The sequence below is a fragment of the Actinoplanes sp. NPDC048988 genome, assembly GCF_043197815.1.
Taxonomy (GTDB): Bacteria; Actinomycetota; Actinomycetes; order Mycobacteriales; family Micromonosporaceae; genus Actinoplanes.
In genome coordinates this window covers 20,941-35,272 of sequence record NZ_JBICTW010000006.1, presented here as the reverse complement: position 1 = coordinate 35,272, position 14,332 = coordinate 20,941, and the positions used below count along the sequence as shown (strand labels likewise).

Below are 14,332 nucleotides of genomic sequence, written 5' to 3'. Positions count from 1 at the left end.
GAACGGACGTCAGCGCGCCTCCCGTAGTGGCGCTCCGACGGCGTGCAGATGGCGCAGGGCCTGGCGGTACGACATGATCAGGCCGGTCTCTTCGTAGGAGACGCCGGCCTGCTCGCAGTACGCCCGGACGATGGGTTGCGCTCTGGGAAGATTCGGCGTGGGCATCGCCGGGAACAGGTGATGCTCGATCTGATAGTTGAGCCCGCCGAGGGCGATGTCGACCAGCCGTCCGCCCTTGACGTTGCGGGAGGTCAGCACCTGCTTACGCAGGTAGTCCTCGTCACCGGTGGGATGCGGCATGCCCTTGTGGTTGGGCGCGAAGGTCATCCCCAGATACACCCCGAACACCGCGTGGTGCACGAGAAAGAACACCAGCGCCTGCAGCGGGGAGAGCACCAGCAGCAACGCCGCCCCGTAGCCGGCCAGATGCAGGGCCATGAGGCTCGCCTCCAGGCCACGGCGCCTCATGCCGGGCCGCCGCAGAGCCTTGATGCTCGAGATGCGCAGGTCGATGCTGAGCAGTGTCAGGAGCGGGAAGAACAGCCCGGCCTGGTGCCGGTTGACGAAGCCCTTGATCCCCCGCCGCCCCCAGGCCGCCTCGGTGGCCCAGATCAGCAGTTCGGGCTGCACGTCCGGATCGAGGTCGTCATGGTTCGGGTTGTTGTGGTGGCGGGTGTGCTTGTCCACCCACCAGCCGTAGCTCATTCCGACGGCGACGTTGGCCACGATCCGGCCCGCGGTGTCGCTGGGCTTCCTCGTGCGGAAGACCTGCCGATGGGCCACGTCGTGAGCCAGCAGGGCGGCTTGCGCGAACACCACGCCGAGGACCGCCGCCACGGCCACGGTCCACCAGGACGGCCCGGTCAGGAAGAAGACGGCCCACGCGCCGGCCATCGAGACGGTCACGGCGCTCGCCCGTACGGCGTAATAGGCGGGCCGTCGGTCAAGCAGGCCGGCGTTGACGATCAGGCGGTTCAGCGCGGCGAAATCACTGCCGGCAACCCGGCTGCGTGCGGTGACAGATGCGCTCATGGCGCGACTCCTAGAAACTTGCCTGCCTCGTACGGGATCACGCGGGGACAGGCGTGGCTGAATGAAGGCCGCGGAGTCTGGACGGCCGCCGTTTCACCGCCGAAGCGGATTTACGGTGCTCAGTTTATACCCCGGAGGCGGGCAGCGAACCGCTCATCGATGCGGCACCGGGTCGCGCCACCCGGAGGATGAACGTGCCTCCGCCGGCCCAGGGCACAGTCAGCATCGGCCGGGGCTGCTCGGCCAGATAACCCACGCTGACCGTACGGCCGGCCAGCGGCACGCCATGGTCTTCCTGTCGTCGCGGGACCACTGCGGGAGCACCGGCCTCAGCCGGCACCGGCGCTGCCCCCGGGCACCGGTTGACGGCCGGCTTCCGCCGGGGCGGCGTCGCCGGCCGGCGTGGCCTCGCTGCCGGCCGGCGGCCGGTCGCCGTTGTGGCCGGTCAGGATCTCCGGCCCCTCGGCCGGTTCGGTGCCCGGTGGTTCCCGGCCCGCGGTGGGCTCCCCGTCCGGATGCCCGGCCAGATAGCGAACCGCGGTGTTGAGCACCGCGAGAAGCGGGACGGCGACCAGACCACCGACGACGCCGGCGACGAGGACGCCGGTGGCGATGGAGAGGATGACGGCCAGCGGATGCAGCGCCACGGCCCGTCCCATGATCACCGGCTGGAGAACGTGACCCTCCAGCTGCTGGACGGCGATCACGACGCCGAGAACGATGAGCGCCTTGACCGGTCCGACGGTGACCAGCGCGACGAGGATGGCCACGACACCGGTCAGCGTGGCGCCGATCACCGGGATGAAGCCACCGAGGAACACCAGGGCGGCGAGGGGCAGCGCGAGCGGGACGCCCAGCACGGCCAGGCCGATGCCGATGCCGACGGCGTCGACCAAGGCGACCAGCACGGTGGCGCGCACGTAGGCGACCAGGGTGTGCCAGGAGCACTCAGATCGTCGAGTTGGGCGATGAAGGTCCGCACGATCAGGGCGAGACCGCCGAACACCACGAGCAGCGAGGCGAGCAGAACGAGCCCCGCCGCGAGCGACCGGTTCATCCCCCGCTTGCGCAACCCGGCGGCGGCCGGCTGGAACATCGCCGCCAGCAGCAACGCGACCACTACCGGAATCACGACCACCCGCAGAAGACCGACGACCCGGATCACCAGATGACCGCCCCGACCAGCAGGATGATCCGCCACGCCCAGGCCCCCGGCCGTACGGACGCCGCGCGGAAGACCGTCGTCGACGGTTGCGGTGTGTTCGACGACCATCACCCGGGACCCGGCCCCGCCGAGTTCCGGAGCGGCGGTGAACGGGGGGATCACGGGCCCGCCCCGGGCAGCCGCCAGTCGTGCGCGTGCGCGTTGACGAGTGGTGTCGGCCCACATCAAGGGCATTGTCGGCTCCTTCATGACAAGCGCATCGGATCGTCGCCGAAACAGCGGGCGGATCCGGGGCGTCCGGACGGGAATGCGCCTGAAGGCGCGGGCAGCGGGTGTCGCTGGCGAGAAGGGGCCGCAGGGGTCCGGACGGCCGCCGCGGGCGACCGGCGAGGGGCGGCCGCGGCATCAAGCACTGTGCCTGGTCGATAGCCGGGCCGGTCCTGGGCAAACGGCTTCCCGCGGCGACACGGTGATCGTGGCCGGAGCGCCGCCCCAGGGAATGCTCGCCGGCCAGGTGTTTCGGATCGACGGCCGGGGGCATCAACAGGACGCAACCGCTGCCGCAGCCAGGCCGTGTCAACCGGCGAGGCCGGTGTGCGAGCGCGGGAGAGGATCGTCATGGGACTCGACGACAAGATCGATAACAAGGCTCAGGAAGCCGAAGGCAAGGCCAAGCAGGGCATCGGCGAAGCCACCGACGATCAGGGTCTGAAGGCCGAGGGCAAGGCCGACGAAAAGTCCTCGAAGGTCAAGCAGGCCGGCGAAAAGATCAAGGACGCCTTCAAGAAGTAGGCGCGCATCGGCCGGACGGGGCCGGCATCCGCGAAGGCGGATGCCGGCCCCTCCGCATGGGGCCGCCCTCGGCTGAGGCGTGCCACGGCGCCAGGGAGCCGACCGATGATCGTGCCGGTCAGGCGGCGGAATCATATCGGTCCCGGCACAGGTATAGTCACCGTGAACGCCCGAGACGTTGCGCCTCGGTCGTTCAGTCGCCCCAGGCCCCGGCGTCACGTGTCCTTCGCACGTCACCCGGGAGCGTCATGTCGCCAGCCACCGACCCGATTCGAACCGGCCTCACCGGTCGCGGTGCCGGACGGCGGCCGTAATGACCGCTCTGTCCAGCGGGCAACTGTCGAGGATCTTCGTCGAAGCGGCCGACACCCTCACCGACGATTTCGACCTGCGCGACTTCCTGCACATGGTCACGGTCCACGCGGCCGGCCTGATCGGCGCCACCGCGGCCGGGATGCTGCTCGCCGACGACCACCACGAGCTGCAGTTCATGGCCGCCTCGCAAGACAACGCCAAGTGGCTCGAGCTGTTCCAGCTGCAGAGCCGCGAAGGACCGTGCCTGGAGGCGTTCCGCAGCGGCCGCCCGGTGGCCGAGACCCACCTGTCCGCGGCGAGCGGCCGCTGGCCGCTGTTCGCCCCACGGGCCGTGGCGGCGGGATTCCGGACGGTGCACGCCTTTCCGCTGCGGGTGCGCCACGAGGTGATCGGAGCGCTGAACGTCTTCGGCACGGCGGCGGGCGCCGGCTTCGACGCCGCCGGCGTGCCGGTCGTGCAGGCACTGGCCGACGTCGCCGCGATCGGCCTGCTGCACCAGCGCGCCCTGCTGCGGGAGCAGACCCTGACCGAGCAGCTCCAGCACGCCCTCGACAGCAGGGTCATCATCGAACAGGCCAAAGGCGTGATCATGCACGCTTTCGACGTCGATGCCGTCGAGGCGTTCCGCTTGATCCGCGGTTACTCCCGGCGCCGGAACACCCGCATCGCCGACCTGGCCGCCTCCATCGTCACCGACCCGGCCCACATTCCGGACCTGACCTCGTCGCCCTGATGATCCGCCCTTGCTCTCGTCTCCACCCTCCAGCACCGGACCGGGCGGGCCGATGACCAGGGGTCGCGTTCTCGGGGCCTGGCGACGACTCCGTCGCCGGGTGGGGTGGCTGGACCATCTCGTCCGGGCCGGGATCCGGTACGACCAGGCCGACGGCGGCCGCCTGGCGGCGGCCGTCACCTATTACGCGTTCTTCGCCACGTTCGCGCTCGGGCTGCTCGGTGTCGCCGTCTTCGGCTTCGTCCTGGACGACCCGGCGGTGCTGCGTTCGGTGGAGCGGGCCGTGGCCGAGGACCTGCCCCAGCTCGACGTGCAGGCGCTGCGCCACGCCCGGGCCACCATCGGCGTCATCGCCTTCATCGGCCTGCCCGTCACCGGGTGGTTCTGGGTCGACGCGCTGCGGTCGTCGATCCGGCGGATCTGGGAGCTGCCCGAATATCCGGGCACCATCGTCGTCCGGATTCTCGTCGACCTTCTCGTGCTCGCCGGCCTCGGGTTGCTGCTGGCCCTGTCCCTGGCGGTGGCCTACCTGACCACGGTGACCGCGAACCGGTTCGTCGACGCCACGAACACCGGCGCCACCCTGTCCCACTGGCTGCTGAGCGCGGTCGGCCTCGGGGTGGCCGTCGGGGTGGACACCGTCCTGGCCGCCGGCGCGCTGACCGGGCTGCCCCGCGTTCGGATACCGTGGCGCCGTCTGCTGGGTCCCGCGCTGCTGACGGCGCTCGGCCTGGAGCTGCTCAAGACGCTCGGCCGGCTCTACGTGCAGCACACCGAGGCCAACCCGGCCTATCGGCTCGTCGCGGGGTCGGTCGGGCTTCTCGTTTTCCTCAACGCGATCAATCAGATGGTGTTGTTCGCTGCGGCGCTCACCGCGACCAGCGCCACCGGCTCCTCGTCCGATCCGGCCGGGAGCGACGGCGACGCTCGTCGCCGGCCCTGAGGTGCCGACGGCACCGCTCACGGCATCGGCGATGTCCCGGCCGTTCCGTACGGCCGGGGCCTTACGGCACACCGGCCGGGCTCAGCGCCCGCCGGGGGGCCGTCCGTCGAGAAGCGTGGACAGCTCACGGGCGAGCGCACCCAGCTGTTCGCCCCGATAGACGCCGGCCAACTCGTCCAGCAGCCGGGCCGCGACCGTGGCCTGAGCGACCGTCAACGTCCGTCCCGACGGCCGGTCGTCGGCTCGGAGGGTCTCCCGCAGACGCTCGGTGTACTCGTCCCGGTTGAGCGGGTTGCCACGAGAATCACGGACGGCAGCCGTCGGCCGGGGCGCGGCCTGCTCGGCCGAGGCCACACTGGACGCGGCGTGTCCGGGGCAGTAATCGGTCTGGCGGACCGGGTCGGACGTCCAGCCGGGCGCGTGCTCCCGGGCCCAGGTCCGGGCGTCCGCGTCGTTACGCCACGCCTCGATGGCCGGCGGTTCCGACTGGACGGGGCAGCCCGCCACATCGCAACTGAGCACGACCCGCCGCAAAGAGCCTGCCCTGGACAAGTGAACGCTCACTGTCGCCCGCTCTCGTGGTCGTCGCACCCTGCGGTTCGAGGCGTCGTAGCCCGACGGATCGATCACCGCACGAGCGAAATGCTACGCCACCGCGACCGTACGCCGCCCGGACGCGATGTGCTGACCGGCGGCCGGGCCCCGATCGCCGCGCCGGACGACGACGTTGATTCGCAACCGGCTGACCCGCTGGGGAACGGCTGTCCGGGGTACGTTGGGGTAGCAGCCCGGCTGATGCGTCCCCCCATCCGGAGGATGCGGACGGCCCGGGCAAGAGGGAGCCACCATCACCACGAAGACGTGCGTCGAGAAGACCGGAGTGGTGGCGACGCTCCGATCTCGCGGGCTTCACTCCCGGGCCGACTGGGCCGAGAAGGACCTGCCGACGTTGATCGACACAAAGAAGCACGCCTCGTTGCTGGGAACCCTCGGCATCGACGCGGACGCTCTGCGCGAGTTGGAGAAGGACCTCACCCCGGTGTCACGCATCGGCACCTGAGAGACGACCCGGTCCTGATCCCTGCCTTGTTCACGTCAGCGAGAGTCCACCCGAAGTAGAGCCGTCCCGGTGGCGGCGGCCCGCCACCGGGACTATCGTCGAGTTCGGGTCAAGCCACGTGCCCGTCATGGTCAAGTTGACGGGAGAGGTGTGCTATGACCGTGAGGCATCCCAGCCACTTGGACAGTCGCCTGACGCGGTGGGTCAGCCAGGTGCTCCTCGACGAGGCACCAGCGACTCTGTCGGACGCCGATGGCTACACCCGGGTAGCCGTCTCCCGGCGTGTTGACGATGTGCCGCACAGCGGCGAGGCCACCGATGTGCTCAGCGTCATCACCGTGGACGGCGACCTCGACATCGACACCGCCCCCCTGTTGCTCGCCGTCCTGGTCCAAGAGCTGCGTACCGGCGACGTGTGCTGCGATCTCACCCACGTTCCCTTCCTGGCCGCGGCGGGAACTCACGCTCTTCTCGCCGCGCACAATTACGCCATTGGACAAGGCCGCTCTTTCTGGTACCGGGGCGCTCACGGAATCACCGCCCAGGTCATGGCGATCGCCGACCCCGACGAGGTCGTACCACGGCGGCCATGACCTCGCACAATGCCAGTCTCGAGGAACATCAGAGGAACAATGGCACAGCCCCACGACGCGAATCACGGGCCGGCCGGCTCCCTCCGCGATCGGTTGGTCTCGTTGGCCGGCACACCCGACGACAGCACGCAGATCGGTACGGATCTGACTGTCATCGCTCAACTGGCCGCAGTCCGGATCACTGCCGTCGAATACGCGTCAGTCACAAGCCGGCACGAAGGCGCCTATGCCACCGTGGCGGCCAGCGGCGACCTCGCCGTAACCATCGATCAGGCGCAGTACGCCGACGACGCCGGGCCGTGTCTGGACGCCCTCGACGGCGGGGTGCCGGCGGCGGTGCCGGACATCGCCGCCACCGTCACCTGGCCGGGTTTTCGCGACACCGCGGGCCGGCTGGGCCTGACCACGTCGCTGTCCGTTCCGCTGTTCGCCGCATCGGGCACCACCATCGCGGCCCTCAATCTCTACGGCCGCGACCCGGCGCCGATGAAGGCGCTGACCACCGCCGTCTGGGCCGCCTACGACCCGCAGGCGCCGATCCCGGCGCTGGCCGCCCTCGACTCCGGGGCCCGCGAGCTGGCCACGGGGCTGATCGGCGCCTTGACCGCCCGCGACCTGATCCAGCAGGCCATCGGCATCATGCTGGAGACGACCGCCGCCGGCCCCGACGACGCCTATCGGGATCTGTGCGCAAAGGCCGCCAAGCAGCGAAAGTCTCTGACCGATACGGCGGCCGAACTGATAGCGCGTCATCAGTGAACCGCGTTCCGCTGTTGGCAATGCCCGGTACTACTTTTCCGGATGCGGGCCGGGAACCAGCCCGGACGCTTGGTCGACCAGGATCTGCGCGAGGTCACGCACCTTGTGGTTGGTGTCCTGGGACAGCTTGACCAGGACCTTGAACGCGTCGTCGGCGGTGCATCGCCGTTCGGCCATGATGACGCCTTTGGCCTGCTCGATGACGGCGCGGCTGGCCATCGCGGCCCGCATTTGCTGGGCCAGTGTGGCCGTCGAGTCGTACAGGTGGGCGTTGGCCAGCGCCACCGCGGCGTATCCGGAGAACGTCTCGGCCAACGTGATCGCCTCGCGGTCGAAGGCGTGCGGCGTGGTGGCGTAGACGTTCAGCGCGCCGGTGACGACGTCTTGAACCGGCAGTCCGATCGACAGCGAACTGCCCGCGCCGTGCCGCAACGCGAGCGCCACCCAGCGCGGCCAGCGTTTCTCGGCCGCGAGGTCGGGCAACGAGAGGGTCGTCGCGCCGGCGGAAGCATCCAGGCACGGACCGTGGCCGGACCTGTACTGTGACTCGTCGAGTCTCAGGGCCAGCTCACCGGTGAACGCGGCGGTGAAGGCCCTCTGATCGCGAACCAGTGTCACCGAGCACTCGGCGACGCCCGGGACGGTGCGTTTCGCGAGGGCGGCGATCGTGTCAAGGACCCCGTCGAGGTCGGTGTCGATCAATTTGATCCGGCCGAGCTGGGCGAACGCCTCAGCGGGCTGCAGCGGATCGGTGATGCTCATCGTCCCAGGCCCTCGCATCGGGCACATGTCGGCCCCGGACCGACCACGCGCGGATCGCTGCGAGACTCCGCCGTCGGAGGCTGGTGTCCGGGTCCGCGCCGCTGTTCGACGCCGGCTCGCTGACGCCATCCGAGACGCCGCCGCAGAGACTTCACCATACCGTCGCTCGCTCGCTCGCGCTGCACCGAGGCGGGCGTGGCCAGGCGCCTGGCCACCCTCAGCGGTCGGCACCCGCCCATCGGTTATTCTTCCCTTTCACGGTACGAGCGGTCACGCCCGCCTCGACCGTCGGCGTCAAGCAGCGGCGCCTGCCCGGCAGTGATATTCGACGGTTCGGGCATTCCCCTGTTCACGCCGCGGCGTCACGACGAGACCCCGGCTATGTCCGCTGCAGAGGACGGCCGCACGTTCATGACGCCCCACCACCAACACGCCCAGGCGGCGTTGGCCGTACTCGCGACGATCAAGCACAGCGACACCGACCTCGAACAGATCCTGCAGCAGGTCGCCACCCTCGCGCAGCAGACGATACCCGGGGCGGGCGAGGTCTCCATCACGCTGGTCCCCGAGCGAAGCCCCTACACCGCCGCGTTCACCGGCGACCTGGCCCTGCAGCTCGACGAATGGCAGTACCGGCTGCACGGCGGCCCTTGCCTGCAGGCCGCCGCTGACGCGGATGTCGTCGTCATACCCGACACCACCGCGGAGAAGCGGTGGCCCCAATGGGCTGCCCGCGCCGCGTCGGCCGGAGCCGGCAGCGTGCTGTCGGTCGGACTGACCATCGACGACTCCGTCAGCGGAGCGCTCAACACCTACGGCCGCCGACCGCACGCTTTCCCGGACGCCGCCGCCGACATCGCCCGCGACTTCGCCCGGTACGTGGCGGTGGCCTTGGCCAACGCGCACCTCTATTATCGCGCAACCGAGCTGGCCGAGGGTCTGAGCACGGCGATGACCACCCGAGCCGTCATCGAACAGGCCAAAGGCATCGTGATGGCCGAACGGCACTGCAGCCCGGACGAGGCATTCGCCTTGCTGACGAAGATCTCACAGGTCAGCAACCGCAAACTGCGCGACGTTGCCGCCGACATAGTCGCGCGGGTCCAGCGGCACACGCCACCCACCGGGAGGTGACCCGGCCCGCCGGCGGGCGGCCCGAAAACCACTCTGTTTGAGTTTTCGGACCTGACGCTCGCCGACGAGCTCACCGGTCCGCGCTTGGCGGTCATTCAACTCCGCTTCGCCACCGACGCCAACCCCACTCCACCCGAACTTCGTTTACCGGCTCAGCGCCGCGCCGGACGTAAAATCGCGGAAAGGTGAGTGAGGGATAACGTGCCGGATGAGCGATCGAGCGGGGACGCGGGTACCGGCGGCACGCCGATGACCGGGCCGATCCGGCGCGCTGCCTTCGCGGCATCGGCCCCGGACCGAGCCGAGACGCTCATCAAACATCTGTACGTGGACAACCGGGTCCGCATCGACGACCCCGGCGACGCGTTCAACTTCGGCCTGGTCAGCGCCGCCGCCGGACCCCTGGGATTCAATCGGGGCCACTGGGGCTTCACCGGTCACATCCGTATGGAGCCGCTGCCGATGTTCAGCGCCATGGTGGCGCTGGCCGGCTCGCTGACGGTCGGACGGCCCGGCCGGCACGACCACGCCTTCACCGCCGGCGGGGTCTGGATCGCCGAGCCCGGAGAACCGATGGAGTTCTCCTTCCGGCCCGGCGTTTACGCGGGACTCACCCTGCCGATGTCCGTGATCGACGAGGCCGCCGGCGCGCGGAGCCCCTCGGACGCGACCGCGGTGCGTTTCCTGGGCACCGTCCCCGTCGACGCGGCCGCCGGGCACTATTGGTCGCAGCTCATGCGCCTGGTCAATCACCAGACCAGCACGGTCGCCTCACCGTTGGACAGCGTCCTGGTCCGCGACCACCTGGTCGGCAGCCTGGCCCGCGCCGCGCTGATCACCTTCCCCAACACGGTGATGACCACGGCCTACGTCGCACCACCAGCAGGCATCGGGCCTGCTTCCTTGCACCGAGCCGTCGACTACATGCACGCCCATGCCGCCGAACCGATCACCGTCGCCCAGGTCGCCGACGTGGCCGGCATCAGCATCCGGGCACTCCAGCAGGCCTTCATCCGCCACCACGGCCGGACCCCCACGGCGTACCTGCGTCACCTGCGCCTGGAACGGGCCCACCTCGATCTGCGAGCCGCCGACCCCGCGTACGGCGACTCCGTCACCGCCATCGCCCGCCGCTGGGGCTTCGCCCACCTGAGCAAGTTCAGCGCCGCCTACCGCGACCGATACGGCGTCAGTCCCAGCATCACCCTTCGCACCACCCCGAACCGGCATCGCCGTCCATAGCGCGGCCGTGCCGGTCAGCCGGTGCACGTAGCGGACGGCGGTGTCGTCACCTGACCGGGGCCGGGTAGGCGGAACAGCCGATCCGGCCGTTGAGCGACAGGACGACTGTCAGGCGTCGACGGCGTCGAGATGCCGGCGCAGCTTGGTGAGCGCCTTGGTCAGCAGCCGGGAGACATGCATCTGGGAGATCCCGATCCGCTCGGCGATCTGCTGCTGGGTCAGGTTGCCGTGAAAGCGGAGGCTGACGATCTTCTGTTCCCGCTCGTCGAGGGTGGCCATCGCCGGGCCGAGCGCGATCCGCGCCTCCGCCTCGGCGAAGCCGGTGTCCTCGCCGCCGAGGGTTTCGCCGAGCTCGGTGCCGCTCTCGCTGATCGGCGTGGACAGGCTCGTCGAGTTGTACGCGCGGGCGCCCTCGAGGCCCTCGATGACCTCGTCCTCGCTGATCTGAAGGTACGCGGCGATGTCGGTCACGGTCGGGGCGCGTCCCAAGGTGTGGCTCAGTGTGTTGTTGGCGCCAGTGATCGCCAGACGCAGCTCCTGCAGGCGCCGCGGAACCCGTACCGACCAGGTCTTGTCCCGGAAATACCGCTTGAGCTCGCCGACGATGGTCGGGATCGCGAATCCCGCGAAGTCGACACCGCGGTCGGCCTCGAACCGGTCGGTGGCCTTGATCAGGCCGACGACGGCGACCTGGTAGAGGTCGTCGCGGGGCTCACCGCGGTTGGCGTAGCGGTTCGACAGGTGCCGGGCCAGGGGCAGCCAGGCTTCGATCGCCCGGTCCCGCAGGCCGGCCCGAGACGGGTGCCCGGCCGGGAGAGCAGCCATCGCCATGATCAACTCACTGGCCCGGTCGGTGCTCGTCGCGGCATCGGCAAGGACAGCGGCGTCAGCGATGACAGTCATACGGGAACTCCTCTGGTCGGCCAGTTGTCGCAGCACTATGTCCCCGCCCGTCCGTTGCCGAAAACCACCCGGTCGGGCGTACAAAACAAACTGAATAGGGGTTGTTTGCGCTTGAGCATCGCCAGAAAGGGCACATCTCGGAGGTGAATCAAGTAGACAGGTCACGGCCGCCGCCCAGCGAGGAGCTCCGGCGATGGCGTCTCACCGGTCCGGACGAGCTGCGCTCGCTGCGGGCATCACTGCATCAGGCCCTCAGCGGGACCCGACCCGCCGACCACCGCGGCCTGGACGAGGTCTCCGGACGCATCGCGCTGGTCGCCACCGAACTGGCCACGAACGCACTGCAACACGGCCTGCCACCCACCACAGTGCGGCTTCTGCGGCACGAAGACCGCTTCGTCCTCGACGTCGCCGATCACCATCCGGGCGGCGCCCCGTTTCTGACCGCGCTGTCCCTGGCCGGCCATCGAGGCCGCGGTCTGCCCATCGTCCGCGCCATGGCCCTGAACCTCGGCTGGTACGAGGACGGCGACGTCAAACATGTCTGGGCCTCCTTCCCCGGCGCGCGCGACTCGGCCGCCGCCATCGTTCCCGATCGCTGAGAAACCCAACCTTCAGCCGGCAGCGTCCACCATTGCCTCGCCGTGCCTAGGCCTCGATCGTGCCCTGGTCGGCGCCCGGCGCCGCCGGTGTCCTCCGGAGCCCGGACCGGGGAGCCAGCAATCCTCGAGGGGCCACCGACAGCAGTGGGGCGGCCCGAACACCGTGATGACCGAAGATGGCGTTCACGGCCAGGATCGCCGAGCCGGCGGCGCGTTCCATCAGCCCGGCCGGAAAGGGCACACGCACCCAGTCCCCGGCCAGATAGACCCCGGTCGCGTCGGTGAGCACTCCAGGCCGGGTGGCGTCGCTTCCCGGGGCGAACGCGGGGGCGTCGTCGCCCACGCGCTCGTCGACGTCGAGAATGGTCATGCCGGTCGTCTCCGGCCACAGCGACCCGAGCTCGGCCCACATTCTCTTGGTCAGTTCGGCGGCGTCGACACCGTCGGGTGCCGCGTACGCGTGAAGCTCGATCACGCTGCCACCGCCCCGGCGGCCCCATTGGCCCGCCGCCCGTTCGATGCGGTGATAGAGCGTGACCGAGTCGAGGGTGGGCTCCTCGGCCACACTGGTGAAGACGCTGCGCCCGGGTGCGCAGTCCTGGGCCGTCCAGATCCGGCTGACCGCGTAAGGCGCCGCCGTCCCCACCGTGGCCATCTGCTCGGCGAGCCGGGGCGCGAGTGCGGTCAGCCCCGGGGACGCGGCCACGATCTCCCGGGCCGAGCGCGGGTCGGCGGCCAGCACGACGTGGTCGGCGGTCAGCTCGGCGCCACCGCGCAGCACGACGGTCCAGCCCGGATCGATCCGGTCGACCGCGGCCCGGGTACGGATCTCGCCGCCGAGGGCCTGCAACTGCCCGGCGAGCGGCGCCCAGATGGCCGTCTCGTAGTCCTGGCTGGGCGCGTCGAAGTCGAGTCCCTCGGGATTGCGCAGGAAGTAGAAGTGGAACTGCATGATCATCTCGGCGGCCGACATCTCCTCCTGGTGGTTGAAGAAGGAGTGCGCGAACACGTCGAACAGGTGCGCCCGGGCCCGGGCCGGCATGCCCAGCGTGTCGAGGAAGTCCTTCGCCGAGACGTGGTCGAACTGGCGGTAGGTCTCGGCGCGCGAGTAGCTCAGCAAGGGGACGGCGGCTTTGCCGTCGACGCCGCGCAACTCCCGCAGTTTCAGGCTCGGTGACCGGGCGACGAGAGCCAGCAGATTGGCCGGTGGCCGGCGGGGCAGGCCGGAGAAACTCTCTTCGGGCCAATTCCGGGAAACCACGGGGTAGCGGCCGGCCGGCCGGAGGAACGACAGCTCGGGATCGATGCGGCGGAGCACGTTGTGCAGGTTGTAGTACTGACGGAAGAATCCGTGGAAACCGTGCTCGACCATCTGCCATGAGCCGTCCGCCACCGTCCGGGGCCACGCCGCGAGCCGTCCACCCAACTGGGCGTCGCGTTCCAGCAGCGTCACCCGGACGCCCCGCTCGGCGAGCAGAAGAGCGCTGGTCATCCCGGCGATCCCGCCACCGATCACCACGGCGCGAACCTCATGGTCGACGGTCCGCGGCAGATCGGTGCGAGGCCGGACCAGGCGGTGAGCGCGGGCGCTCGTCAGTCGTGGAGTCACGCCGCCACGCTACTCTCGATCAACGCAAGAATCGACGCAACCTGTCCTCGCGGTTCCGCGGAGTCGCCGATCGCCATCAGGCTCGGCCGGCTCCGGCTCCGGCACCGGCCTGGACCAGGGACGGGACGGACGCCGCCGGTTCCAAGGGGTGACCGGGCCGCCGGCCTCGCACGGACCCGAGCCGGTGAAGATGTTGGCCCGCTGCACCAGGCGGCCCGGGCCGCTGTCGGCGTAGCCGCTGGTGGAGGACGCCGGCGTTCATGGTGGACGTGACCCCGTGCAACTCGCTGCCGTCGAAGTAGTTGTTGTAGACGTGGACCGGCTCGCCGAAGCGGACCCGGAGGGTGGCGCTGCCGGGAGCCGTCGAACCAGTTGTGGTGGATGCTGACCTTCAAATGGCCGACGTCGGTGGACGCGGCGCCGTCGGAGTGGCCGGTCAGCATGCTCTTGTCGGTGCCGGCGGAGTGGTTCCACGACACCGTCACGTAGTCGGCGCCCCGCACGATGTCGACCGAGCCGTCGACCGGGCGGACGAACGTGTTGTGGTCGATCCAGATGTGGTGCGACTGCTGACCGTGAAGGTCAGGTTGCGCACTATGACGTTGGACGAGCGGCAGAAGTCGAACCCGCCGCCGGAGATCGTGGGCGCGGGGCCGATCCCGGTGATCGTCTTGTGGGGCCGGACGCG

The 14,332-nt window shown here is 69.9% G+C and carries 17 protein-coding genes; 9 read left to right on the top strand and 8 right to left on the bottom strand.

The features are described from left to right. Window positions 1–9: 9 nt before the first annotated feature. The 3 genes from ACGFJ7_RS20860 to ACGFJ7_RS20850 all read right to left on the bottom strand — a co-directional run bounded on the left by ACGFJ7_RS20860 (window position 10) and on the right by ACGFJ7_RS20850 (window position 2,359). Window positions 10–1,032: a fatty acid desaturase family protein gene (locus ACGFJ7_RS20860; RefSeq protein ID WP_392643222.1), complete on the bottom strand. Its 1,023-nt coding sequence runs from the start codon at window positions 1,030–1,032 to the stop codon at window positions 10–12. 329 nt (window positions 1,033–1,361) lie between these two features. Further along, window positions 1,362–1,940 carry an AI-2E family transporter gene (locus ACGFJ7_RS20855; protein WP_392643629.1) on the bottom strand — a complete coding sequence of 193 codons (579 nt, stop codon included), beginning with the start codon at window positions 1,938–1,940 and terminating at the stop codon, window positions 1,362–1,364. Next, window positions 1,826–2,359: a hypothetical protein gene (locus tag ACGFJ7_RS20850; RefSeq protein WP_392643220.1), complete on the bottom strand. Its 534-nt coding sequence runs from the start codon at window positions 2,357–2,359 to the stop codon at window positions 1,826–1,828. Before ACGFJ7_RS20850 ends, ACGFJ7_RS20855 begins: the two co-directional genes overlap by 115 nt. Window positions 2,360–2,815: 456 nt before the next feature. Between ACGFJ7_RS20850 and ACGFJ7_RS20845 the strand changes: the two genes are divergently transcribed. The 3 genes from ACGFJ7_RS20845 to ACGFJ7_RS20835 all read left to right on the top strand — a co-directional run bounded on the left by ACGFJ7_RS20845 (window position 2,816) and on the right by ACGFJ7_RS20835 (window position 4,980). Beyond that, window positions 2,816–2,989, top strand: coding sequence for a CsbD family protein (locus tag ACGFJ7_RS20845; RefSeq protein ID WP_360260813.1), 174 nt, complete (start codon window positions 2,816–2,818; stop codon window positions 2,987–2,989). Between the two features lie 313 nt (window positions 2,990–3,302). Continuing rightward, complete coding sequence (locus ACGFJ7_RS20840) at window positions 3,303–4,037, top strand: GAF and ANTAR domain-containing protein (RefSeq protein WP_360260816.1); 735 nt, start codon at window positions 3,303–3,305, stop codon at window positions 4,035–4,037. Window positions 4,038–4,137: 100 nt separating this feature from the next. After that, window positions 4,138–4,980 carry a YihY/virulence factor BrkB family protein gene (locus ACGFJ7_RS20835; RefSeq protein ID WP_392643218.1) on the top strand — a complete coding sequence of 281 codons (843 nt, stop codon included), beginning with the start codon at window positions 4,138–4,140 and terminating at the stop codon, window positions 4,978–4,980. Window positions 4,981–5,061: 81 nt separating this feature from the next. Here the strand turns inward: ACGFJ7_RS20835 and ACGFJ7_RS20830 are convergent, their stop codons facing one another. Beyond that, window positions 5,062–5,487: a hypothetical protein gene (locus ACGFJ7_RS20830; RefSeq protein ID WP_392643217.1), complete on the bottom strand. Its 426-nt coding sequence runs from the start codon at window positions 5,485–5,487 to the stop codon at window positions 5,062–5,064. Window positions 5,488–5,860: 373 nt separating this feature from the next. Here ACGFJ7_RS20830 and ACGFJ7_RS20825 point away from each other — a divergent pair, with 373 nt between their 5' ends. The 3 genes from ACGFJ7_RS20825 (at window position 5,861) to ACGFJ7_RS20815 (ending at window position 7,392) form a co-directional block, all read left to right on the top strand. Beyond that, window positions 5,861–6,040, top strand: a complete 180-nt coding sequence (locus ACGFJ7_RS20825; RefSeq protein WP_360260825.1) for a hypothetical protein — start codon at window positions 5,861–5,863, stop codon at window positions 6,038–6,040. 155 nt (window positions 6,041–6,195) lie between these two features. Beyond that, window positions 6,196–6,633: an STAS domain-containing protein gene (locus tag ACGFJ7_RS20820; protein ID WP_392643215.1), complete on the top strand. Its 438-nt coding sequence runs from the start codon at window positions 6,196–6,198 to the stop codon at window positions 6,631–6,633. 102 nt (window positions 6,634–6,735) lie between these two features. Further along, window positions 6,736–7,392: a GAF and ANTAR domain-containing protein gene (locus tag ACGFJ7_RS20815; protein WP_392643213.1), complete on the top strand. Its 657-nt coding sequence runs from the start codon at window positions 6,736–6,738 to the stop codon at window positions 7,390–7,392. Between the two features lie 30 nt (window positions 7,393–7,422). Here the strand turns inward: ACGFJ7_RS20815 and ACGFJ7_RS20810 are convergent, their stop codons facing one another. Then, window positions 7,423–8,154, bottom strand: a complete 732-nt coding sequence (locus tag ACGFJ7_RS20810) for a GAF and ANTAR domain-containing protein (protein WP_360260833.1) — start codon at window positions 8,152–8,154, stop codon at window positions 7,423–7,425. A 195-nt stretch (window positions 8,155–8,349) separates the two neighbouring features. Between ACGFJ7_RS20810 and ACGFJ7_RS20805 the strand changes: the two genes are divergently transcribed. Both ACGFJ7_RS20805 and ACGFJ7_RS20800 read left to right on the top strand, forming a co-directional pair. Continuing rightward, the gene (locus tag ACGFJ7_RS20805) at window positions 8,350–9,288 is read left to right on the top strand and encodes a GAF and ANTAR domain-containing protein (protein ID WP_392643211.1); all 939 of its coding nucleotides are present in this window, start codon (window positions 8,350–8,352) and stop codon (window positions 9,286–9,288) included. A 201-nt stretch (window positions 9,289–9,489) separates the two neighbouring features. Beyond that, a complete protein-coding gene (locus tag ACGFJ7_RS20800; RefSeq protein WP_392643209.1) occupies window positions 9,490–10,530 on the top strand; it encodes an AraC family transcriptional regulator in 1,041 nt (346 codons plus the stop codon). A gap of 108 nt (window positions 10,531–10,638) precedes the next feature. Here ACGFJ7_RS20800 and ACGFJ7_RS20795 read toward each other — a convergent pair whose 3' ends face one another. Continuing rightward, window positions 10,639–11,433, bottom strand: coding sequence for a SigB/SigF/SigG family RNA polymerase sigma factor (locus ACGFJ7_RS20795; protein ID WP_360260842.1), 795 nt, complete (start codon window positions 11,431–11,433; stop codon window positions 10,639–10,641). Between the two features lie 143 nt (window positions 11,434–11,576). Between ACGFJ7_RS20795 and ACGFJ7_RS20790 the strand changes: the two genes are divergently transcribed. Beyond that, window positions 11,577–12,035: an ATP-binding protein gene (locus ACGFJ7_RS20790; protein WP_360260844.1), complete on the top strand. Its 459-nt coding sequence runs from the start codon at window positions 11,577–11,579 to the stop codon at window positions 12,033–12,035. Between the two features lie 46 nt (window positions 12,036–12,081). Here the strand turns inward: ACGFJ7_RS20790 and ACGFJ7_RS20785 are convergent, their stop codons facing one another. After that, entirely contained in the window at window positions 12,082–13,644 is a 1,563-nt protein-coding gene (locus tag ACGFJ7_RS20785; RefSeq protein ID WP_392643207.1) for an FAD-dependent oxidoreductase, read from the bottom strand. Further along, on the bottom strand, window positions 13,641–14,147 hold the full coding sequence (locus tag ACGFJ7_RS20780; RefSeq protein WP_392643205.1) for a hypothetical protein: 507 nt from the start codon (window positions 14,145–14,147) through the stop codon (window positions 13,641–13,643). Before ACGFJ7_RS20780 ends, ACGFJ7_RS20785 begins: the two co-directional genes overlap by 4 nt. Between the last annotated feature and the right edge of the window lie 185 nt (window positions 14,148–14,332).

What these genes read in the sequence shown, in the direction of transcription:
- ACGFJ7_RS20795 (WP_360260842.1), bottom strand. Translation starts at nt 11,433, where the DNA reads ATGACTGTCATCGCTGACGCCGCTGTCCTTGCCGATGCCGCGACGAGC.
- ACGFJ7_RS20860 (WP_392643222.1), bottom strand. Translation starts at nt 1,032, where the DNA reads ATGAGCGCATCTGTCACCGCACGCAGCCGGGTTGCCGGCAGTGATTTC.
- ACGFJ7_RS20810 (WP_360260833.1), bottom strand. Translation starts at nt 8,154, where the DNA reads ATGAGCATCACCGATCCGCTGCAGCCCGCTGAGGCGTTCGCCCAGCTC.
- ACGFJ7_RS20820 (WP_392643215.1), top strand. Translation starts at nt 6,196, where the DNA reads ATGACCGTGAGGCATCCCAGCCACTTGGACAGTCGCCTGACGCGGTGG.
- ACGFJ7_RS20845 (WP_360260813.1), top strand. Translation starts at nt 2,816, where the DNA reads ATGGGACTCGACGACAAGATCGATAACAAGGCTCAGGAAGCCGAAGGC.
- ACGFJ7_RS20840 (WP_360260816.1), top strand. Translation starts at nt 3,303, where the DNA reads ATGACCGCTCTGTCCAGCGGGCAACTGTCGAGGATCTTCGTCGAAGCG.